Origin of the sequence: Longispora albida DSM 44784 (genome assembly GCF_000379825.1) — a bacterium.
Taxonomy (GTDB): Bacteria; Actinomycetota; Actinomycetes; order Mycobacteriales; family Micromonosporaceae; genus Longispora; species Longispora albida.
Genome location: NZ_KB903836.1, coordinates 66,156 through 88,926 on the forward strand (window position 1 = coordinate 66,156; position 22,771 = coordinate 88,926).

At 72.3% G+C, this 22,771-nt stretch carries 8 protein-coding genes; 5 read left to right on the plus strand and 3 right to left on the minus strand.

The annotated features are described in order from the left end of the window. Positions 1-4: 4 nt before the first annotated feature. The 3 genes from A3G1_RS39075 to A3G1_RS0126210 are packed head-to-tail and all read left to right on the plus strand — an operon-like array spanning position 5 to position 17,975. Positions 5-6,205 (plus strand): non-ribosomal peptide synthetase, encoded by a 6,201-nt coding sequence (locus tag A3G1_RS39075; protein ID WP_018352466.1) that lies wholly within the window; start codon positions 5-7, stop codon positions 6,203-6,205. Beyond that, positions 6,202-16,716 carry a non-ribosomal peptide synthetase gene (locus tag A3G1_RS39080; RefSeq protein ID WP_018352467.1) on the plus strand — a complete coding sequence of 3,505 codons (10,515 nt, stop codon included), beginning with the start codon at positions 6,202-6,204 and terminating at the stop codon, positions 16,714-16,716. Before A3G1_RS39075 ends, A3G1_RS39080 begins: the two co-directional genes overlap by 4 nt. Continuing rightward, on the plus strand, positions 16,713-17,975 hold the full coding sequence (locus A3G1_RS0126210; protein WP_018352468.1) for an MFS transporter: 1,263 nt from the start codon (positions 16,713-16,715) through the stop codon (positions 17,973-17,975). Before A3G1_RS39080 ends, A3G1_RS0126210 begins: the two co-directional genes overlap by 4 nt. Positions 17,976-18,018: 43 nt before the next feature. Here A3G1_RS0126210 and A3G1_RS0126215 read toward each other — a convergent pair whose 3' ends face one another. Further along, a complete protein-coding gene (locus tag A3G1_RS0126215; RefSeq protein WP_018352469.1) occupies positions 18,019-18,540 on the minus strand; it encodes a hypothetical protein in 522 nt (173 codons plus the stop codon). 143 nt (positions 18,541-18,683) lie between these two features. Between A3G1_RS0126215 and A3G1_RS40870 the strand changes: the two genes are divergently transcribed. Continuing rightward, a complete protein-coding gene (locus A3G1_RS40870) occupies positions 18,684-19,076 on the plus strand; it encodes a hypothetical protein (RefSeq protein WP_157641416.1) in 393 nt (130 codons plus the stop codon). Here the strand turns inward: A3G1_RS40870 and A3G1_RS0126225 are convergent, their stop codons facing one another. Further along, on the minus strand, positions 19,077-19,472 hold the full coding sequence (locus A3G1_RS0126225) for a peptidase inhibitor family I36 protein (RefSeq protein WP_026212533.1): 396 nt from the start codon (positions 19,470-19,472) through the stop codon (positions 19,077-19,079). A gap of 125 nt (positions 19,473-19,597) precedes the next feature. Then, positions 19,598-19,963 (minus strand): hypothetical protein, encoded by a 366-nt coding sequence (locus A3G1_RS0126230; protein WP_018352472.1) that lies wholly within the window; start codon positions 19,961-19,963, stop codon positions 19,598-19,600. Positions 19,964-20,186: 223 nt separating this feature from the next. On the opposite strand from A3G1_RS0126230, the gene A3G1_RS36955 reads away from it, so the two are divergent. After that, a complete protein-coding gene (locus A3G1_RS36955; RefSeq protein WP_018352473.1) occupies positions 20,187-22,694 on the plus strand; it encodes a tetratricopeptide repeat protein in 2,508 nt (835 codons plus the stop codon). Positions 22,695-22,771 lie beyond the last annotated feature (77 nt).

Genomic DNA, 22,771 nt, shown 5'->3' on the forward strand with positions numbered 1-22,771 from the left:
CGTGATGCCAGGTCTACGGGTACCCGCCGAACTTCCGCTCACCGCCGCCCAGCGCGGCGTCTGGTACGCCCAGCAGCTCGCCCCGGGCAGCCGTGCCCTGCACCTCGGCGAGTACCTCGACATCACCGGCCCCCTGCGGCCGGAGCTGTTCGAGGTGGCTCTGCGCCGGACGGCCGCCGAGGCCGCGTGCCTGACCGCCCGGTTCGGCCAGTCGCCGGACGGCGAGGTCCGCCAGCACGCCGGCGGGGTACCGGGCTGGGAGCTTCCCGTCCTCGACCTCAGCGGGGAGGCGGACCCCGCCGCCGCCGCGAGGGACTGGATGGACGGCGACCTCGCCCGGCCCTTCGACCTGGCGGGCGGGCCGCTGTTCCGGTTCGCGCTGTTCCGCCTGGGCGCTGACAGGTACGTGTGGTGGCACAGCTATCACCACCTGGTCATCGACGGCTTCGGCATGGGCCTGGTCGCGCGGCGGGTCGCCGAGACGTACACCGCGCTGGAGGCTGGCGAGGACGTACCGGACAGCCCGTTCGGTGAGCTGGCCGGCCTCATCGGCCGGGAGAGCGAGTACGCGGAGTCGGGCCGGCGCGCGCTGGACCGTGACTTCTGGGCCGGGTACCTGAGCGACTGCCCCGAGCCGGTGAGCCTGGCGCACAGCCAGCCGGTCCCGCCGACCGGCGTGATCCGCCGGACGAGCTGGATCGGCAAGGACGTCGTCGCGGATCTCGGCGAGGCGGCCGGCGCGTCGGGTACCCGCTGGCCGCTGGTCGTCATCGCGGCCTGGGCCGCCTACCTGCACCGGATGACCGGCGCACCCGAGGTCGTGGCCGGGCTGCCAGCAGCCGTGCGCCGCGACCAGCAGGCCCGCAGCACCCCGGCGATGGTGTCGAACGTGCTGCCGCTGCGCGTCCCGATCGGCGCGGGCACGACCGTCGCCGGTCTGATTGGCCAGGTCGCCGCCGAGGCGCGGACCGTGCTGGCGCACCAGGAGTACCGGCTGGAAGACATGCACCGCGACCTGGGCCGGGCCCGCCTGGCTGGTCCCCGTGCCAACATCATGAGCTTCGAGTACCAGCTGAGCTTCGGCCGCAGCCGGGCCGTCGCGTCCAACGTGTCCGGCGGGCAGCCCGACGACCTGGCGATGCTGGTCTACGACCGTCGTGACGGCGGCGCGTACCGGGTGGACTTCGACGGCAACCCTGAGCTGTACTCGGCCGCAGATCTCGCCAGCCACCAGGACCGGTTCCTGAGCTTCCTCGGGCAGTTCGCCGGCGCTGCTCCCGGTACGGCAGTCGCTGACCTGGAACTGGCCGCAGCCGGGGAACTCGTCAGTGCCAGCGGCGGGCCCGCCGCTCAGCCAGAGACCCTGGCCGCGCTGTTCGCCGCCCAGGTCGCGCGTACACCTGATGCTCTTGCTCTTGCCGGCGATGACCGGACGCTCACCTACGCGCAGCTCGACCGGGAGACCAACCGGATCGCCCGGTGGCTGGTCTCGCACGGGGTGGGTGCCGAGGACCTGGTGGCGCTGGCCTTCCCCCGGTCGGTGCACTGGGCCATCGCGATGCTCGCCGTGACCAAGGCCGGCGCGGCGTACCTGCCGGTCGACCCGGCATACCCGGCGGAGCGCATCCGCTACATGCTCAGCGACGCGCAGCCCGCGCTGGTGCTCACCGTGCCCGAGGTCGCCGGAGCTGTGCCCGGGCCGGTGCTGCTGCTCGACGACGCCGCCGGTTTCGATGACGCGCCGCTGGCAGGCCGGGCAACGGCCGCCAACGCCGCGTACGTGATCTACACGTCGGGGTCCACCGGGCTGCCGAAGGGCGTGACGGTCACCCACACCGGCATCGCGAGCCTCGCCGCAGGGCAGGGTGAGCGGCTGCTGGCTGGGCCCGGTGCCCGGATGCTCCAGTTCGCCTCGCCGAGCTTCGACGCGGCCCAGTCCGACCTGTGGGTCACCCTGCTGAACGGTGCCACTCTGGTCATGCCGTCGGCGGAGCGGATCGCCATCGGAGCGCCGCTCGCGGCCACCGTGACCGAGATGGGCGTGACGCACCTCAAGCTGCCGCCCGCAGCCCTCGCCGTCCTGCCTGATGACGCGCTCGCTGGTGTCGAGGTGCTCGCGGTGGCCGGTGAGGCCGCGCCGCTGGACCTCGTGGCCAGGTGGCACGGCGGCCGTCGCATGATCAATGTGTACGGTCCGACGGAGAACACCGTCACCACCACGCTCAGCGGCCCGCTGTCCGCCACCGGCCCGGTCCCGATCGGTACCCCGATCACCGGCTCCGGCGTGTACGTCCTCGACGCCAGGCTCCGGCAGCTCCCGCCGGGCGCGGTGGGGGAGCTGTACGTGACCGGGGCTGGCCTGGCTCGCGGATACCTCCGGCGGGCCGGCCTGACCGCCGAGCGGTTCGTCGCCTGCCCGTTCGGCGCACCCGGTACCCGGATGTACCGCACGGGTGACCTGGCCCGCTGGACGGCCGACGGTCAGCTCGTCTTCGCCGGGCGGGCCGACGAGCAGGTGAAGCTCCGGGGGTTCCGGATCGAGCCCGGCGAGGTCGAGGCCGTGCTGGCCGGCCACCCGGCGGTCCGGCAGGCAGCCGTGATCGTGCGGGAGGACCAGCCCGGCGACCAGCGGCTCGTCGCCTACGTCACCGGCGAGGCCGACCCGGCTGCCGTGCGGGCACACGCGGCCGCCCGGCTGCCCGCGCACATGGTGCCCGCAGCCGTCGTCGTACTCGGCCAGCTGCCCCTCACCCGGAACGGCAAGCTGGACAAGCGCGCCCTTCCCGCTCCAGATCTGTCCACAGTGGTCAATGAATCACGCGCGCCACGGACCGCCACCGAGGAGATCCTGTGCGGCCTGTTCGCCGAGCTGCTCGGCCTGCCAGCGACCGGCCCGGATGACGACTTCTTCGCCCTCGGCGGCCATTCGCTGCTCGCGGCCCGGCTGACCGGCCGGATCCGCGCCGCTCTCGGTGCTGAGCTGTCCATCCGCGACGTCTTCGCCGCCCCGACCCCGGACCGGCTGGCCACCGTCGTGGCCGCTTCGCAGTACGGGCCGCGCCCGGCGGTGCAGGCCGTCGCGCGTCCCGAGGTGCTGCCACTGTCGGCGGCCCAGCAGCGGCTGTGGTTCGTGCACCAGCTCGAAGGCCCGGGCGCGACCTACAACATGCCGTACGCGCTGCGCCTCACCGGCCCGCTCGACGTACCAGCGCTGGAATCCGCGCTGGGCGACGTCGTGGCCCGGCACGAGAGCCTGCGGACGGTCTTCGCCGAGCACGACGGCGTACCCCGCCAGGTGATCCTCTCCGGTGACCGCGCACGGCCGGTGATCGAGCGGCACGAGGGCCAGCTGTGGCTCACGGAGGCCGCGCACCAGCCCTTCGACCTGGCCCGGGACCTGCCCGTCCGCGCCCACCTCGGCGAACTCGGGCCGGATGAGCACATCCTGCTCCTCGTACTGCACCACATCGCCGCCGACGGCTGGTCCACCGGGCCGCTGATGCGGGACCTGTCCGTCGCGTACGCGGCCCGGGTTCGCGGTGACGCACCGGAGTGGACGGCGCTGCCGGTGCAGTACGCCGACTACGCGCTCTGGCAGCGTGACCTGCTCGCCGACCGGAGACTCCTGGACACGCAGCTGGGCCACTGGCGTACGGCCCTCGCGGGCGCACCGGGAGTGCTGGAGCTGCCGTTCGACCGGCCGTACCCGGCTGTGCCCACGAACCGTGGCGCGAAGGTACCTTTCACCGTCCCGGCGGATCTGCACCGTGACCTGCTACGGCTGGCCCAGGACAACGACGCGACCCTCTTCATGGTGCTGCACGCGGCTTTCGCGGTCCTGCTGCACCGCTCGGGGGCCGGCCGGGACATCCTGATCGGCACGCCGGTCGCCGGCCGGTCCGACGCGGCACTCGACGACCTGGTCGGGTTCTTCATCAACACCCTGGTACTGCGGGCAGACCTGTCCGGCGACCCGGGCTTCGGCGAGCTGCTCGGCCAGCTCCGCGAGCGTGATCTCGACGCCTTCGCACACCAGGACCTGCCCTTCGACCGCCTCGTGGAGGAACTGGCTCCCGAGCGGTCCACGCGGCACCCGCTGGTGCAGGTGATGCTGACCCTGCGCAACACCGGCCGATCGGCCCTCAGCCTGCCGGGCGTGCTGGCCGAACCGGAGCCGGTCGAGCTGGGTATCGCGAAGTTCGACCTCACCTTCGACTTCGCCGGGAACGCCACCGGGGCCGGGCAGCCCGCCGGCATGGACGCCTACCTCGAGTACGCCTCGGACGTGTTCACCCCGGAGACAGCTCAGTCCCTTGTGGACCGGATGATGCGCGTCCTGGCCGCCGTCGCCGCCGACCCGGCGGTCCGGGCCGGCGAGATCGGGGTGCTCAGCCCCGCCGAGCAGGACAAGGTACTCCTGAGCTGGAACGACACCGAGGCTGCCGTGCCGGCCGGTACCGTGGCGGAACTGTTCGCCGAGCAGGTGGCCCGGACCCCGGACGCGACGGCGCTGACCGACGGGCAGGCCCGGTGGACGTACGCCGAGCTCGACGCCCGCGCCGCCCGGATCGCCCAGCAGCTCACCGAGGCCGGAGCCGGCCCGGAGACCCCGGTGGCCGTGCTCATGCACCGTTCCTCGAACCTGGTCGCCGCGCTGCTCGGCGTCCTCAAGGCCGGCGGGGCCTACGTGCCGCTGCTGCCGGAGTACCCGGCCGAGCGGCTCAGCTGGATCGTGCAGCAGGCCGGGGCCACCGTGCTGCTCACCGAACCGGCGCTGTCCGCCACCACCTTCGAGCATTCCGCGGCCGTCGTGACCGTGGACGGCGGCACGGGTACGAGTGCCACGGTGCCCGTGGATCCCGCCAGCCTGTGCTACGTCATGTACACCTCGGGCTCCACAGGTACACCTAAAGGGGTTTCGGTTTCCCACCGCAGCGTCGTGGCGCTGGCGATGGACCGGAGGTTTGACGGTGAGGCGCACCGCCGCGTGCTGATGCACTCGCCGCACGCCTTCGACGCCTCGACCTACGAGCTGTGGGTGCCGCTGCTGCGCGGCGGGGAGGTCGTCATCGCCCCGCCGGGGGAGACAGACGTGGCCGCGCTCGCCGGGCTGATCGCCACCAGCGGCGTGACCAGCGTGTGGCTGACCGCCGGGCTGTTCGGCGCGGTGGCTGAGGAACACGCGGCGTCGTTCGCGCAGGTCCGTGAGGTGTGGACGGGCGGGGACGTCGTGCCGCCGGCCGCTGTGCGCCGGCTCCTCGAAGCCTGCCCGGGCACGGTGGTCGTGGACGGTTACGGGCCGACAGAGACGACGACCTTCGCCACCTCGTACCCGGTCAGCGACGCCGGTGAGGTCACCGCCACCCTGCCGATCGGCTCCCCGCTCGACAACACCCGGGCATACGTCCTCGACGACCGGCTCAGCCCCGTGCCGCCCGGCGTCGTCGGCGAGCTGTACCTGGCCGGGGACGGCCTGGCCCGTGGCTACGCCGGCCGCTTCGACCTGACAGCCGAGCGCTTCGTGGCCTGCCCCTACGGCGCCACCGGCGAGCGCATGTACCGCACAGGCGACCTGGTCCGCTGGGACGCGGCCGGCCGGCTGGTGTTCGCCGGGCGCTCCGACGGCCAGGTGAAGATCCGGGGTTACCGGATCGAGCTGGGCGAGATCGAGGCCGCGCTGTCCGCGCACCCTGCCGTACGGCAGGCCGTGGTGCTCGCCCGCGAGGACCAGCCAGGCGGCAAACGGCTCGTGGCCTACGTCGCCAGCGACGAGACCCCGGCCGGCCTGCGCGCCTACGCCTCGGCGCACCTGCCGGAGTTCATGGTCCCGCTCATCGTCGTGCTCGACGCCCTGCCACTGACCGGTAACGGCAAGGTCGACAAGCGGGCACTGCCGGCTCCGGCCCTGGCCACCGAGCCGGGCCGTGCCCCGCGTGACGAGCGCGAGGAAGTGATCTGCCGGCTGTTCGCCGAACTGCTCGGCCTGCCAGCGACTGGTATCGACGACGACTTCTTCGCCCTCGGCGGCCACTCGCTGCTCGCCACCCGGCTGCTGAGCCGGATCCGTACCGCGCTGAAAGCCGAACTGTCCATCCGGGACCTTTTCGAGGCCCGTACCCCGGCCCTGATCGCCGGGAAGCTCACCACAGCCAAGCCAGCCCGGCCCACCCTGCGCCGCATGGCACGGAAAGGCAACCCGTCATGACTGTCCTGTCCTACGCCCAGCAGCGGCTGTGGTTCCTGAACCAGCTCGAAGGATCGAGCGCCACGTACAACATGCCGTTCGCGCTGCGCCTCACCGGTGAGCTGCACCTGCCCGCGCTCCGGGCCGCGCTCGCCGACGTGCTCGGCCGGCACGAGAGCCTGCGCACCGTTTTCCCGGAACACGACGGCGTACCCGTCCAGCAGATCCTCGAAGCCCCGGCCCTGGACCTCACCGCCGAGCCGATCGCGGCCACCGGCCTGGCCGCCGCGCTCACACAGGCAGGCCGGGAACCGTTCGACCTGTCGGGTGACCTGCCGCTGCGGGCCCGGCTCTTCGCCCTCGAACCGGGCGTGCACGTGCTCCTGCTCGTCGTGCACCACATCGCCGGTGACGGCTGGTCGATCGCGCCGCTGATGCGGGACCTGTCCGAGGCCTACGCCGCCCGGCTCGGCGGGCAGGCCCCGGACTGGGAGGAACTGCCGGTCCAGTACGCCGACTACAGCCTGTGGCAGCGCGAACTGCTCGGAGAGGAACACGGCGTCCTCGAAGAGCAGCTCGGCTACTGGCGTGGCGCGCTCGCCGGTGCCCCGGCCGAGATCGCGCTGCCCTTCGACCGCAGGCACCCGGCCGTGCCGTCCCACCACGGCGACCGGGTGACGTTCACGATCCCCGCCCCGGTACACCAGGGGCTGGTACGCCTGGCCCGTGAGGCCGACGCGACCCTGTTCATGGTCCTGGAGACCGCCGTCGCGGCGCTCCTGCACCGGATGGGCGCTGGTGAGGACATCCCGCTCGGCACCGCCGTGGCCGGCCGCACCGACGAGGCCCTCGACGACCTGGTGGGCTTCTTCGTCAACACGCTCGTGCTGCGCGCGGACGTGTCGGGCGAGCCGACGTTCCGTGAGCTGCTGGCACGGGTCAGGGAGACGGCGCTGGGTGCGTACGCCCACCAGGACATCCCCTTCGACCGGCTCGTCGAGGAACTGGCCCCGGCCCGCTCGCTCGCCAGGTCGGCGCTGTTCCAGGTGATGGTGCTGCTCCAGAACAACGCGACGGCCGGGCTGGACCTGCCGGGGCTGCGCGCCGAGGCGGAGCAGGTGGTGCTGAACGTCGCCAAGTTCGACCTGCTCATCAACTTCACCGAGCGGCCGTCCGATGTGGAGTGCGTCATCGAGTACGCCACGGACGTGTTCGACGCACCCACCGTGGAGGCCATCGCCGCGCGGCTTGGCACCGTGCTCGCCGCCCTCGCCAACGACCCCGGCATGCTCGTCCGGGACGTCGAACTGCTCGGCGAGGCCGAGCGCCGGGCTCTCACCGCCCCTCCGGCGGTCTCCGGGACCACAGCGGACACGATCGTGTCCCTGTTCGAGACCCAGGCCGCCGCCCGGCCGGACGCCATCGCGCTGACCTGCGGCGACACCGGCATGACGTACGGCGAGCTGAACGCCGCCGCCAACCGGCTGGCCCATCACCTGATCGCCCGGGGCGCGGGGCCGGGCGAACTGGTCGGCATCCGCTTCCCGCGCTGCCACGAGGCTGTCGTCGCGCTGCTCGGCGTGCTCAAGGCCGGGGCGGCGTACCTGCCGATCGACCCGTCATACCCGGCCGACCGGATCGACTACATGCTCGCCGACGCCCAGCCGGTCCTCACCGTGACCCCGGAGACCCTGGCGGCCACGGCGGGGGAGCCGGCCACGAACCCGGCCGTGGACCTCTCGCCGGACCATCCGGCATACGTCATCTACACCTCCGGCTCGACCGGCCGTCCCAAGGGCGTGCTCATCCCGCACGCCAACGTCGCCCGGCTGATGTCGCAGACGGAGGACTGGTTCGGGTTCGGCCCGCAGGACGTGTGGACACTCTTCCACTCCTACGCCTTCGACTTCTCCGTCTGGGAACTGTGGGGCGCGCTGCTCTACGGCGGCCGGCTCGTCGTGGTGTCCTACGCCGACAGCCGCTCACCGGAGGACTTCCTCCGCCTGCTGGTCACCGAGCAGGTCACCGTGCTCAACCAGACCCCCTCGGCCTTCTACCAGCTGATGGCCGCCGACCGGGACAACCAGGCCCTCGGAGCCCAGCTGTCGCTGCGTACCGTCATCTTCGGCGGGGAGGCCCTGGACCTGGGCCGGCTCGCCGACTGGTACAGCAGGCACGATCCGGCCGCCACGGTGCTGGTCAACATGTACGGCATCACCGAGACCACCGTGCACGTCTCGTACCTGGCTCTCGACGCGGAGTCGGCAGCGGCCCTGCCCGGCTCCGTGGTCGGCGGGCCGATCCCCGACCTCGCCATGTACGTGCTCGACGAGCGCCTGCGGCCGGTACCGGCCGGCGTGGCCGGTGAGCTCTACGTCGCGGGCGCTGGCCTGGCGCACGGCTACCTCAACCGGCCGGACCTGACGGCGGGGCGGTTCGTCGCCAACCCGTTCGCGGACGGCTCCCGGCTCTACCGCACCGGCGACGTCGGCCGCTGGCTGCCCAGCGGGCTCCTGGAGTACCTGGGCCGCAGCGACGACCAGGTGCAGCTGCGCGGCTTCCGCGTCGAACTCGGCGAGATCGAGCAGATACTCGCCCAGCAGCCCGGCGTCACCGGCGCGGCGGTACTCGTCCGTGACGACCGGCTGATCGGCTACGTGACCGGCGACGCGCACCCGGACCGGGTACGCGAGGAAGCCTCCCGGGTCCTGCCCGACTACATGGTGCCCTCAGCCGTCGTGGTGCTGCCGTCCTTCCCGCTGACCGGCAACGGCAAGCTCGACCGCGCGGCCCTGCCCGCGCCGGACTTCACGAGCAGTGGGGCCGGCCGCGAGCCGCGTACCCCGGCCGAGGAGATCCTCTGCGGACTGTTCGCCGAGGTGCTGGGCGTGGAATCGGTCGGAGCGGACGATGACTTCTTCGCGCTCGGCGGCCACTCGCTGCTCGCCACCCGGCTCGCGTCCCGGGCCCGGTCTGCGCTCGGCGTCGAGCTGCCCGTCCGCGAGGTCTTCGCCGCGCCGACCCCGGCCCGGCTGGCTGCGGTCGCTGAGGCGGCGGCTGGCACGGTACGGCCGAGGCTGCGCCCGATGGAGCTGCCCGACCCGCTGCCGTTGTCGGCCGCTCAGCAGCGGCTGTGGTTCCTCAGCCAGCTCGACGGGCCCAGCGCCACCTACAACATGCCGTACGCGCTGCGCCTGACCGGTGACCTCGACGCCGCCGCGCTGCTGGCCGCGCTGAACGACCTCGTGGCCAGGCACGAGAGCCTGCGCACGGTGTACCCGGCGCACGAGGGCGAGCCGCGCCAGGTGATCCTGGCGGACGCGGCCGTCGAGCTGGCGGAGCGCGCCGTCGAGCCCGCGGCACTCGCACGGGAACTGGCCAGGGCCGCCGCCGTGAAGTTCGACCTGGCCAGCCAGCTTCCGCTGCGCGCGTCGCTGTGGTCGGTCGCGCCGGGCGAGCACGTGCTCGTACTCGTGATCCATCACATCGCCGGCGACGGCTGGTCGATGGCTCCGCTGCTGCGTGACCTGTCTGCGGCGTACGCGAGCCGGGTGGCCGGTGAGGCGCCACAGTGGACGGAGCTGCCCGTCCGGTACGCCGACTACACGATGTGGCAGCGCGAGCTGCTCGGCTCCCACGCCGACCCGGAGAGCCTGATCAGCCAGCAGCTCCGGTACTGGAAGGAAACCCTGGCCGGGGCACCGCAGGAGCTGGAGCTGCCCTTCGACCGGCCGCACCCGGCGGTCGCGTCCCACCAGGGCGGGCACATCCGGTTCCAGCTCAGCGCCGGCCTGCACCGTGCGCTGCTCAAGGTCGCGCGGGAGACCGACACCACGCTGTACATGGTGCTCCAGGCGGCTTTCGGCGTCCTCCTGCACCGCGCCGGGGCCGGGGACGACATCCCGATCGGCGTGCCGGTCGCCGGGCGGACCGACGAGGCACTCGACGACCTCGCAGGCTTCTTCGTCAACACCCTGGTGCTGCGGACCGACCTGAGTGGCAATCCGGCCTTCGGTGAGCTGCTGGCCCGGGTACGCGAGACGGCACTGAGCGCCTACGCCCACCAGGACGTCCCCTTCGAGCGGGTGGTGGAGGAGCTGGCCCCGGCCCGTTCGGCGTCCCGCCAGCCGCTCGTCCAGGTGCTCCTGGCCCTCCAGAACACCGCCCACGCCGGCCTGGAGTTCCCGGGGCTCGGTGTCACGCCCGAGCCGGTGAGCATGAACGTGGCGAAGTTCGACCTGCTGGCCAGCTTCGAGGAGCAGGGCGGCAGCGGCGAGCCGGGCGGGCTCAACGGTGTCGTCGAGTACGCAGCCGACGTCTTCGACCGCTCCACCGCGCAGTCCCTCACGAGCAGGCTGATCAGCATCCTGGAAGCCGTGGCGGCCGACCCGCACGCGCCGCTGGCCCGGATCGGTGCCCTGTCGGCAGCCGAGAACGAGCTGATGCTGGCCGCCGGGGACCGTACGCGGCCGGCCGTCCAGGGGACCGTGCCCGAGCTGTTCGCCGCGCAGGCCGCGCGTACGCCGGACGCCCCGGCACTGTGGATGGACGGCACCACCGTCAGCTACGCCGAGCTCGACGCCCGCGCCAACCGGCTCGCGCACCGGCTGATCGCCGCCGGTACCAGGCGCGAGGTGCCGGTGGCCGTGCTGATGGAACGCTCGGTCGACCTGGTCGTGGCGCTCCTCGCCGTGCTCAAGGCCGGCGGCGCGTACGTGCCGCTGCTGCCCGACTACCCCGCCGAGCGGCTGAGCTGGATCGCCTCACAGGCCGGAGCCCGGGTACTCCTGGTGGACCCGGCACTGTCAGATGTGGAGTTCGACCACTCCGCGACCGTGCTCACCGTGACCGGGGACGGCCCGGAGCACGACCCGGCCGTCGAGCTGCACCCGGACAACCTCAGCTACATCATGTACACCTCCGGCTCCACCGGCCGCCCCAAGGGCGTGGCGATCCGGCATCGCGACATCGTGGCTCTCGCCGCCGACGGCCACTGGGACGGCGGTGCGCACGAGCGGGTGCTGTGCCGCTCCCCGCACGCCTTCGACGCGTCCACCTACGAGCTGTGGGTGCCGCTGCTGCGTGGCGGGACGGTCGTGATCGCCCCGCCGGGTGAGCTCGACCTGCCCGCGCTGGCCCGCACGATCTCCGAAGGGCGGGTGACCTCGGCCTTCCTCACCACGGCCCTGTTCAACCTGCTGGTCGAGGAAGGGCCGGAGCACCTGGCCGGGCTGCGCGAGATCCTCACCGGAGGCGAGGCTGGCAGCCCCGCCGCGATGCGCCGGTTCCTGAAGAACTGCCCCAGCACCGTCCTCAGTCACGTGTACGGGCCCACCGAGGCCACCACCTTCGCCACGGCGTACCCGCTGGCCGACCCGGCGGAGCTGCCCGGAGACGAGGCCCCGATCGGCACTCCGCTCGACGGGATGCGCGCCTACGTCCTCGACCAGTACCTCCAGCCGGTGCCGGCCGGGGTCACCGGCGAGCTGTACCTGGCGGGCGCTGGCCTGGCGCGCGGCTACACCGGCCGGGCCGACCTGACTGCCGAGCGGTTCGTCGCCGACCCCACCGGCCGGGCCGGCTCGCGGATGTACCGCACCGGCGACCTCGTCCGGTGGAACCCGTCCGGGCAGATCGTCTTCGTCGGCCGGGCCGACGGGCAGGTGAAGCTGCGCGGGTTCCGGATCGAGCTGGGCGAGATCGAGGCTGTCCTCGCCGCGCACGACGACGTGGGCCAGACCGTCGTGGTGGTCCGCGAGGACCGCCTGGTCGGCTACGTCACCCCGGGCCGGGCCGGCCGCCCGGTGAGCGCCACCGAGGTCCGTGAGCACGCCGCGCGCCGGCTGCCGGAGTTCATGGTGCCGGCGGTGATCGTGCCGCTGGATGGCCTGCCGCTGACCACGAACGGCAAGGTGGACCGCCGGGCGCTGCCGGCACCGGATCTCGCGGTGCTGGCCGGTCCGGTCCGTGCGCCCCGTAACGAGCGCGAGGAGATCCTGTGCGGGCTCTTCGCCGGGCTGCTCGGCACTCCCGTGGCCGGGATCGACGACGACTTCTTCGCGCTGGGCGGGCACTCGCTGCTCGCGACCAGGCTGGTGTCGCGGGTCCGTGCGGCCCTCGGGGCGGAGATCGCCGTACGGGACGTGTTCACCGCGTCCACGCCGGCCCGGCTCGCCGCGCTCGTGGCGAACGCCGCCAGTGGTACCCGGCCCGCGCTGCACGCGATGCCCCGCCCGGCTCAGGTTCCGCTGTCTGCGGCCCAGCGCCGGCTGTGGTTCCTGCATCAGCTGGAGGGGCCGAGTGCCACGTACAACATGCCGGTACTGCTCCGGCTGACCGGCGCCCTCGACCAGGCGGCGCTCCGGGCGGCCCTGGACGACCTCGCCCGCCGGCACGAAACCCTCCGTACCGTGTTCGCCGACGACGGTGGCACCCCGGTCCAGCGGGTACTCGAACCGGCCCGCCTGCCACTGGAGACGGTACGCGTCGAGGCTTCCGGGCTGGGGCACGCCCTGGCCGGCGCGTCCGGGTACCGCTTCGACCTCGCCGCCGAGGCGCCAGCCCGCGCGTGGCTGTTCGAGCTGGGGGAGCGCGAACACGTGCTCGCCATCGTGATGCACCACATCGCTGGCGACGGCTGGTCGATGACCCCGCTGCTGCGTGACCTGGCCCAGGCGTACACCGCCCGTACCGGCGGCCGCGCGCCGGACTGGGCCCCGCTGCCCGTGCAGTACGCCGACTACACGCTCTGGCAGCGCGACCTGCTCGACGGTGTCCGCGACACGCAGCTCGGCTACTGGCGTCAGGCGCTCGCCGGCGCGCCCGCCGAGCTGGAACTGCCCTTCGACCGGCCCCGCCCGGCCGTGCCCTCGTACCGGGGCGGGCACGTGCCGTTCACGGTCGGCCCGAAGCTGCACGCCGCGCTGGTCGGCCTGGCCAGGGAACAGGACGCGACGCTGCACATGGTGCTCCAGGCCGCGCTCGCGGTACTGCTGCACCGGCTGGGAGCCGGCGAGGACCTGCCGATCGGGACGCCGGTGGCTGGCCGTACAGACGAAGCTCTTGATGATCTGGTGGGTTTCTTCGTCAACACGCTGGTGCTGCGCGCCGACCTGTCTGGTGACCCGGCGTTCACCGAGCTGCTGGCGCGGGTGCGCGAGTCCGCACTGGACGGTTACGCGCACCAGGACGTGCCCTTCGACCACCTCGTGGAGGAACTGGCCCCGGACCGCTCCCTGGCACGGCAGCCGCTGTTCCAGGTGATGTGCGTGCTCCAGAACAACGCGCGCGGCCAGCACCGCTTCGGCGGCCTGCACGTGTCGGCCGAACCGGCGGGCCTGCCCGTCGCCAAGTTCGACCTGACTGCCGTCTTCTCCGAGCAGCCCGGCCGCCAGGGCGAACCGGCGGGCCTGGCCGGCGTGCTGGAGTACGCCACGGACCTGTTCGACCGCGCCACCGCCGAGGTGCTGGCCGAGCGGCTGGTCCGGGTCCTCGAAGCCGTCACCGCGGCTCCGGCGCGCCCGGTCGGCCAGGTGGACGTGCTCACGCCCGCCGAGCGGGAGAACGTGCTGGTGACCTGGAACGACACCAGTACCCCGGTGCAGACCGGCACGCTCGCGGCGCTGTTCGCGGCGCAGGTGGCCCGGACACCGGACGCGACGGCGGTCATCGGCGACGACGTGACGCTCAGCTACGCCGAGCTCAACGCGCGCGCCAACGTCCTCGCCCGCTGGCTGATCAGCCAGGGAGCCGGGCCGGAGGACATCGTCGCGCTGTCCTTCCCGCGTTCCGTGCACTGGGTGATCGCCATGCTCGCGGTCACCAAGGCCGGCGCGGCTTTCCTGCCGATCGACCCGTCCTACCCGGCCGACCGGATCAGGTACATGGCGGGCGACGCCCGCCCGGTCCTGCTGCTGACCGTCGCCGACACGGCCGGTGAGCTGCCCGAACTCGGCGTCCCGCTGGCGCTGCTGGACTCGGAGGAGGTCGTCACCGCGCTCGCGGGGCTGCCGGCCAGCCCGGTGTCCGATGTGGACCGGGTGCGCCCGCTGGCCCTGGCGAACACGGCGTACGTCATCTACACGTCCGGCTCCACCGGCCGTCCCAAGGGTGTCGCCGTCAGCCACGCCGGCATCGCGAGCCTGGTGCTGGCGAAGGCCGGCCGGTACGGGATCAGCCGCCACAGCCGGGTGCTCCAGTTCGCCTCGCCGAGCTTCGACGCGGCCATCGCCGACATCTGCCCGGCGCTGCTGTCCGGCGCGGCCCTGGTCGTGCCGTCGGCTGAGCGCCTCACGGTCGGCCCGCAGCTGGCTGCCACGATCGCGGAGACCGGCGTGACGCAGGCGACGCTGCCGCCAGCCGCGCTGGCCGTCCTCGCGGAAGAAACCCTTTCCGGTGTACGCGTCCTCGCGGTCGCCGGCGAGGCACCTTCCTCCGACGTGGTGGACCGCTGGTCGGCTGGCCGGACGATGGTCAACGCCTACGGGCCGACGGAGACCACGGTCTGCGCCACGATCAGCGAGCCGCTGGCAGCAGGGGCCGGACCGGCTCCGATCGGCGCCCCGATCGCCAACACCAGGGTGTACGTGCTCGACGCCCGGCTGAGCCCCGTGCCACCCGGTGCGGCAGGCGAGCTGTACGTGGCGGGCTCCGGCCTCGCCCGTGGCTACCTGCGCCGCCCGGACCTGACATCCGACCGGTTCGTGGCCTGCCCGTGGGGCCGGCCGGGTGGGCGGATGTACCGCACCGGTGACCTGGTCCGCTGGGGCGCCGACGGCCAGCTGGTCTTCATCGGCCGGACCGACGACCAGGTGAAGGTACGCGGGTTCCGGATCGAGCTGGGCGAGGTGACCCGGGCCGTGGCCACGTGCCCTGGCGTCCGCCAGGCCGTGGTGATCGCCCGCGAGGACCGGCCGGGGGACAAGCGCCTGGTGGCGTACGTGACCGGGCATGCCCTGGAGCCATCCGGGGTGCGGGAACACGCGGCCCGGGAACTGCCCGGCTACATGGTGCCTGCGGTGGTGGTCCTCGACGTGCTCCCGCTGACCAGCAACGGCAAGGTCGACAAGGCGGCGCTGCCAGCCCCGGCCCTCGCCGCCGAGCAGGGCAGGGCCCCGCGCGACGCCCGCGAGGAAGTCCTCTGCGGACTGTTCGCCGAGGAACTGGGCGCGCCGGCGGTGAGCATCGACGACGACTTCTTCACCCTCGGCGGCCACTCGCTGCTGGCCACCCGGCTCGCGGCCCGGATCAGGGCGACGCTCGATGTGGAGGTGTCGGTCCGCGACATCTTCCTCGGCCGGACCGTGGCCGGGCTGGCCGAAGCGCTGTCCGGTACCGCCCGGCGCGGCGCCGACCTGACAGCCGACGCCCAGCTAGACCCGTCGATCGTCATTGGTACCGGGGCCGTGCGCGCCGAGCCGGAGCACATCCTGCTCACCGGCGCGACGGGCTTCCTGGGTTCCTTCCTGCTCACCGAGCTGCTGAAGGCGTACCCGGCGGCGCGGATCACCTGCCCCGTCCGGGCGGAGGACCAGGTCGGCGCGATGGCGAGGATCGAGCGGAGCCTGCGCCGGTACCAGCTGTGGGACGAACGGGTCCGCGAGCGCGTCACCGCGATCCCTGGCGACCTGGAGCAGCCCCAGCTGGGCCTGACCGGCGCGCGGTTCGCCGAGCTGGCCGCGAACGTGGACGTGATCTACCACAACGGGGCGCGCGTGCACCTCGCCGACCCGTACGAGCGGATGCGCGCGGCCAACGTGCACGCCACAGTGGACATTCTCCGGCTGGCCGCCGGGCGGGCGGTGCCCGTGCACTACGTGTCCACCGGCAGCGTGCTGATCGCCGCCGGCGAGAACCCGCCGCTGCTCACCGAGGACCGGCGGGTGGAGGCGGGCCAGGTACCGGCCAACGGGTACATCCAGACCAAGTGGGTGGCCGAGGAACTGGTCCGCGAGGCTGGGCGGCGCGGCCTGCCCGTGGCGATCTACCGGCCGGGCCGGATCAGCGGTGCGGTCACCACCGGAGCGACCGGCGAGGGCGACGCGTTCTGGAACATGATCCGCGCCTGCGTCGAACTCGGCGCGGCCCCCGACGGCGGCCAGCTCACCCCCGTCGACCTGGTACCCGTCGACTACGTGGCCGCAGCGCTCGTGCAGCTGTCCCGTTCGGCCTCCGGCGGGGCGTACAACCTGATCAACCCGGAACTGACCCGGCCGGAGGACGTGCTCGACGCGGTCCGCGCCGCCGGGTACCCGGTGCGCAGCCTGCCCGCAGCCGAATGGGCCGCCGAACTGACGGCGGCGGCGCGCACCGCCGGAGCGGGCAGCTCCCTGCCAGGGGTGGCGCTCCTGCACGGCGGCGCCCCCGCCCCTGGTGACGGCAAACCCAGCCAGGCACCCCGTTTCGACCATGCCAGCACCCTGCGCGGACTCGCCAGCTCCGGCATCGCCTGCCCGGCCATCGGCCCCGGCACGCTGCGGCGCTACGTCGAGTTCTTCGCAGCCACCGGTTTCCTTCCCGAGGAGCGTTCATGAGCCAGCCACTGATCCTGCGCAACAGGGCGTTCGCCCAGGTGTGGGCGGCACAGATCTTCAGCCAGGTCGCCACCCGGATGTTCCAGGTCGGTACCGTCTGGTGGGTCGTCAGCTCCGTCGCCGAGGCCAACCGTGGCAAGGCCACCGGCCCGTTCATGATGCTGGCGACCCTGCCGGCCGTCCTGCTCATCCCGGTCGTGGCACGGACACTGTCCCGTTATGCCAGCCGTACCGTGATGCGGACAGCCGAACTGGCCGCCGCCACAGTGGCCCTGGTACTCCTGGCCTGGTCGGTGGCCGGTGACCTCCCGCTGCTGGCGCCGTACCCTGCGGTCCTGCTGCTGGCCGCCGCCCAGTGCTTCTTCGATCCGTGCCTGACCAAGTCGGTACCCGAGATCGTCGACCGCGAGGACATCCAGCACGCCACGTCGTTCGAGATGTCCACCCAGTCGATCGCGGGGCTGACCGGCGCGGTGGCCGGGCCGTTCCTCATCCACCTCGGCGGACCCGGAGCCCTGGTCGGCGTGTGCGCGGGAAGTTACCTGCTGTCCGCGCTGCTGCTGCACCTGGCGAGCTTCCGCCCCGTCCCGGCTCCGGCACCGGCTGCCGCTCCGGCTCAGCCCGCACCGGCGGGTAGCGGCGGGACCGCGACGCTCACGGCTCCCGCCCCCGCTCGCCGCACGCTCCGGGCGGTACTCGCGGACCTGCCCTTCATCCGCGCCGTCCTGGTCTGCTTCGCCGCGGCGAACCTGTTCGCCACGGCTGGCGCGGTCATCTACCCGCTGTACGTGAAGAGCCTGTTCGGCGACAGCCCCGTGACGCTGGTCCTGTTCCAGTCCGCCATCGGGATCGGCATGATCATCGGGTCCTTCTCCGGGCCGCGCATCCCGGGCAAGCCCGCCACGCTCGGCGCGCTGTGCCTGACCGGGATCGCGGCAGGCCTCACCGTCCCGGGCCTGGTGACCAGCCGGGCCGTGATCCCCGTGGCGCTGCTGCTGGTCGGCTGGTGCGCCGGCGTGCTCGGCGTGAAGTTCGTGACCCTCTTCCAGCACACCGTCCCGGCCACCGACAAGCCGGTGTTCTTCGCGGCGATGCAGGCCCTGATGACGGTCACGTTCCCGATCGCCTCGATCAGCTTCGGCTTCCTCGGCGACGTCCTCGAACCGCGGACCCTCTGCCTGATCCAGGGCATCGGCCTCGTACCGGCCGCCATCGCACTCCTCGCCCTCCGCGGCCGCGAACCGTCCCCGGCCAGCTGATCCGGCCCGGGGGACCTCCCGCGAGGTCCCCCGGACAGGACGGTCAGGTCGGGCGGGTTTCCCCTTCGTAGGGGATCCAGGCGAAGCCCGGGCCGAAGGGCACCAAGGCGGGGCTCGGCGGAAGCTGCTCCTTGAGTTCACTGGAGATGACCAGGCCCGGAATTGTTCCGTCAGCCAGGTCCTCGGAATAGTCACTGTTGAGTTCGGCAAGGCTGATGTATGACTCCGGGTTCCATCCGACGATCGCCGCACGGTAGCCGGTGCAACTGAGGAGGACATCGTAGAGGTGCCATCCGAGTGCGCTGAGTTCTGCCGCGGTCAGCGGGATGCGCTTTCTGCCCTGGTCGAAAACGGGACCGTAGCTGATCTGCCGAGGACAGACCGACACCTCCCAGTAGGGAGGTTCACCAGCCTTTTCGATTCTCAGCTTGCTCACGTAGGACGGAGCGAGCTGATGCTGTCCGGCTGTGGGTGCGGGCCAGATGGATGATGCGACCTTGACTGCCTGATCGGCGTCACGTTCGTTGTCGCCGAAGTTGATTGCCAGCATGAATGTGACAGCCATGACGCACCCTTCACGGGAAGTTGCTGATCGCAGCGATGCTAGCCCGCAGCCAGCCGGCGTGCGGCCCCGCGTGGTGGCACAGGCGTGCGTGTCCGGTACCGGCCTGGCCTGCACGGCTGGCTCTGGCAGATAGCCGAACCGGCATGGCGAAACTCGCTCAGGGGCTGGCGGTACTGCTGGTCCTGGCAGGCACGAGCGCGTGCGGGAAGGCGGCAGGCACGTCCACTGTCAACGTCGACGTCCGCGTGGCGGTGTGCACGGACGAAACAAGAGGCACTTGTGCCGCGCTGCCGCTTCCCGGTGCCGATGTGACTGTGAGCGTCCAAGGCAGTACATCGCCGGTGGCGACCGCGAAGACCGACGATGTGGGCCGGGCAACCCTCCACGGCGCCTTCGCCGGGCAGATCCAGATCACGGTGACTTCACCCCTGATCGACGACGGCAGGGCTGTGGCGCCGGGAAGCATCTCCGCTGGCGAGACATTCAGCTCATCCATCATGGCCCGGTTGTCCGCGTCGGCCCGGCGCGGCGGGTAGTCAGCAGGGGCGCAGCGACGAGGCTTTGTTGTCCTCGCGGCCGGGCTGGTTGATCCAGCGCTGGTGGCTGAAGTCCATGACGTGTGACTCGCCGCCGTAGTTGGCGTCGAAGTACCAGCAGTACCGCATGCTCGTGGTGCTGTACCAGGACGACATCTCGTCGTTCCAGTTGTTGCCCCAGCATGAGCCGCAGTACTTGCTGTTCAGCTCGGGCACGTAGGTACCGGCGGTGAAGCAGAAGCTGTTGCGGCCCCCGTCGCGGTCCTGCGCGATGCAGATCGAGTTGGCCCGCCAGGCCAGGGACGGGCTCGCCGTACCGACCACGACGGCGGGGACCACCAGGGCCGTGATCGCGGCGAACGACAGCATGGTGCGGCGGGCGAAAGATACGCGCATCGGTACTTCTCCTCGGGGTGCGGCTGGGCACCACGACGATGCCCAGCCAGATGGTTGCCCCGGAGGCCAGCACGCGGCCATCCTTTCGACGATGGTCACAAGGATGGCCGCGGCCTGTCTGACTGCTACATGTTCACGCAGGGGAGTCCGTACGAGTACCAGACACCACCGACCCGGGACCAGCCCTGGGCGCAGAGCTGGCCGCTGCCGGAGCCGGAGAAGCGGGCGGTGTCGTGGCCGGCCGGCCAGTACCCGTTCGGCGAGGACTGCCGGAACCCGTTCGGGCCCCAGAAGTCGATGTGCCCCTCGTTGATGTTGACGTTGAACTCGCCCCACACCTGCCAGCCTGAGCCGGTGTAGGCGGTGTAGATACACACTCGTTTGTTGCAGCCGGACGGGCCGTTCGTATCGGCCTGGGCCGGCGTGGCGACGGCGAGCGGAGCCAGAGCCGCGGTCATGGCGACAGCGGCGAGAGCGATCTTCTTACGCATGCTGTTTCCTTCGGTCGGATGTCCTGGTGAACCGGATGTGCTGGTGGACAGGCCAGCCCTGTCCCCCCGGGAGTCAGGGCCGGCGCCTGCCCGCACGTCCAGCCTCGGGCACAGTGGACACCGCCCTGCCGAAGCTGAACGATCCTGAACGACACTCAACGGCCCTGAACCGCCGCGTGGCGCTTGCATAGAATCGTGGCGATCCATCAGGGAGGCGGCAGTGATGTCCGGAGAAGCACCAGATCCCGGCCCGGCGCGCACACTCGACGGTTTCGTCACGGCACTGCGCCAGCTGCGGGTGTGGGCCGGCAACCCCTCACTGACGGAGATCACGCAGCGGGTGCACCGTGCGGCTGAGGCGGCCGGGCAGCCCCGGGGTGAGTGGCCGGCTCGCAGCACGATCTGGGGGTGCTTCCAGCTCGGCCGCCACCGGCTCAACGCGGAACTGCTCATCGCCGTGGTCACCGCGCTGGCTCCGGAGCCGGCCGCCGTCCAGCGGTGGCGGCAGGCCCTGCGGGTCGTGCTGGGCGAGGCGGACGCCGCAGCCAGCGTCACCGCCCACGCCCAGCTCCCGGCGGACCTGCCGGCCTTCGCCGGGCGTACCGGGCTCGTGGAGCGCGTCCTGGCCTCGGCACCCGGCCACGTGGTGATGATCTCCGCGCTGGAGGGCATGGCCGGGATCGGGAAGACCGCACTGGCCGTCCACATCGGGCACCAGCTGGCCGGCCGGGACCGGGTGCTCTTCGTGAACCTGCGCGGATTCGACCAGCACAGCCCGCCGGCCGACCCCTCGGCGGTACTGGAATCCTTCCTGCGCCTGCTCGGCGTGGCCGGGGAACGCATCCCGCCAACGCTCGACGGCCGCGCAGCCGCGTACCGCAGCCTGGTCGCCTGCACTCCCGCGCTGGTCGTCCTCGACAACGCCGCCAGCGCGGACCAGGTCAGGCCGCTGCTGCCGGACTCCCCGGGCTGCCGGGTCCTGATCACCAGCCGGCGCCGCCTGACCGGCCTCGGCGGGACGGAACACCTGGCGCTGGGCACGTTCACCCCGCAGGAGTCCCTGGACCTGCTGCGCGGCACGGCGGGCCGCGACCGGATCGACGCCGACACCGCGGCCGCCGCGCAGATCGCCGCGCTCCTCGGCCACCTGCCCCTCGGGCTGTCCATCATCGGCTGTCACCTCCGGGACCACCCGGACTGGGAACTGGCCGACTACCCGGCGGCGCTGAGCGCGCTGGCACTGGAAGGCGGTGTCCGTGCCGCTCTCGCCCTGTCCGACCGGAGCCTTCCACCCGGCCACGCCTGGATGCTGCGGCTGCTGGCCCTGCACCCGGGTCCCGACTTCAGCGTCGAAGCCGCAGCGGCTCTGTCCGGCGGTACGCCACAGGAGACAGCCGAGCAGCTCACCGCGCTGACGGCGGCCCACCTGCTGCTGCCGTCCGGCTCGGGGCGGTACGGATTCCACGACCTCGTCGCCGCCTACGCCAGGGAGCGGGCACTCCTGGACCAGCCGGAGTCCCGCCGCCGCCAGGCCCTCGACCGGCTCTGCACGTACTACGTGTGCACGGTGGACGCCGCCGTCGCGGTACTCCACCCGCACGACCACGAGAACATGCCGAGCCCCGGCATGCCAGGCACCCAGCCCGTGACCGCGTTCGCCACGGCCCACGACGCCCGCGCGTGGCTCGACGGCGAACGTGCGGGGCTGCTGGCCGCTGCAGCCGACCCGGCCGCGCCGCCGGGCTTCGTCTGCGTGCTCGCGGCGCTGCTGGCCCGGTACCTGACGGAGCGTGCCGGATACGACGAGGCCGAAGTCCTGCACCAGCGTGCGGTGCGGGCGAGCCGCGACACCGGCGACCTGCGGGCCGAGACGACGGCGCTGCGCAACCTCGGCATCGTGTACCGCCGCCGGGGCCGGACCGAGGAAGCCATCCGGCACCACCACCAGGCCCTGGAACTCGACCAGCGCACCGGCGACCGCCTCGGTGAGGGCCGTACCCTCAGCGGTCTCGGCAGCGCGTACCAGGCGCTGGGCCTGTACACGGAAGCCCTGGACTTCGACCGCCGGGCGGCAGAAGCCAGCCGCGAGGTCGGTGACCGCATGGGCGAGTCCCTCGCACTGGGCAACATGGGCGTCGTGTACTTCCGGCTCGGGCGGTACGACGACTCGATCACCCAGGCCCGGCTGGCCATCGAGGTGGCACGGCAGGCTGGCGACCGGGCCGGTGAAGGCCGTCACCTCGGCAATGTGGGCGGGGCATACGTGCAGTCCGGCCGGCACGAGCAGGCGATCGGGCCGCTCCGGCAGGCGGTCGCGATCGCCCGCGAGATCGGCGAGCGCAACAACGAGGGGTACGCGCTGTGCAACCTCGGCCTGACCCTCGAAGCCGCAGGCCACCGCAGCGAAGCACTGGACACCCAGAACGAAGCGCTGACGGTCGCCCGGGAGATCGGCGACCCGTTCCTGGAGATCGCCGTCCTCAACGCACTCGGCGGGCTGCTGCGCACGGACGAGCCGCGCTCGGCCCTGGGCAGGTACGAGGAAGTACTGGCGATGGAAGGCCCGCTCGACGAGCACGCCCGTGCCCACGAAGGCTCCGGCGACGCCTGGTCGGTCCTCGGTGACGCCGAGGCTGCCGCCGCCCACTGGCACAAGGCGATGGACCTCTACTCCGGGCTCGGTTCCGGGGAATCCGCCGCCCGGATGCGGGAAAGGCTCGGGAACCGCTGACCTGAAAGCGGGAATGCAGCCGGAATGCAGCGTGCCCATGCACCGTGTCCGGGACACGCGTCCTCATTCCTGACAGG

Coding starts and splice junctions, on each gene's coding strand:
- A3G1_RS39075 (WP_018352466.1), top strand. CDS start 5: ATGCCAGGTCTACGGGTACCCGCCGAACTTCCGCTCACCGCCGCCCAG.
- A3G1_RS39080 (WP_018352467.1), top strand. CDS start 6,202: ATGACTGTCCTGTCCTACGCCCAGCAGCGGCTGTGGTTCCTGAACCAG.
- A3G1_RS0126210 (WP_018352468.1), top strand. CDS start 16,713: ATGAGCCAGCCACTGATCCTGCGCAACAGGGCGTTCGCCCAGGTGTGG.
- A3G1_RS0126215 (WP_018352469.1), bottom strand. CDS start 18,540: ATGGCTGTCACATTCATGCTGGCAATCAACTTCGGCGACAACGAACGT.
- A3G1_RS40870 (WP_157641416.1), top strand. CDS start 18,684: ATGGCGAAACTCGCTCAGGGGCTGGCGGTACTGCTGGTCCTGGCAGGC.
- A3G1_RS0126225 (WP_026212533.1), bottom strand. CDS start 19,472: ATGCGCGTATCTTTCGCCCGCCGCACCATGCTGTCGTTCGCCGCGATC.
- A3G1_RS0126230 (WP_018352472.1), bottom strand. CDS start 19,963: ATGCGTAAGAAGATCGCTCTCGCCGCTGTCGCCATGACCGCGGCTCTG.
- A3G1_RS36955 (WP_018352473.1), top strand. CDS start 20,187: ATGTCCGGAGAAGCACCAGATCCCGGCCCGGCGCGCACACTCGACGGT.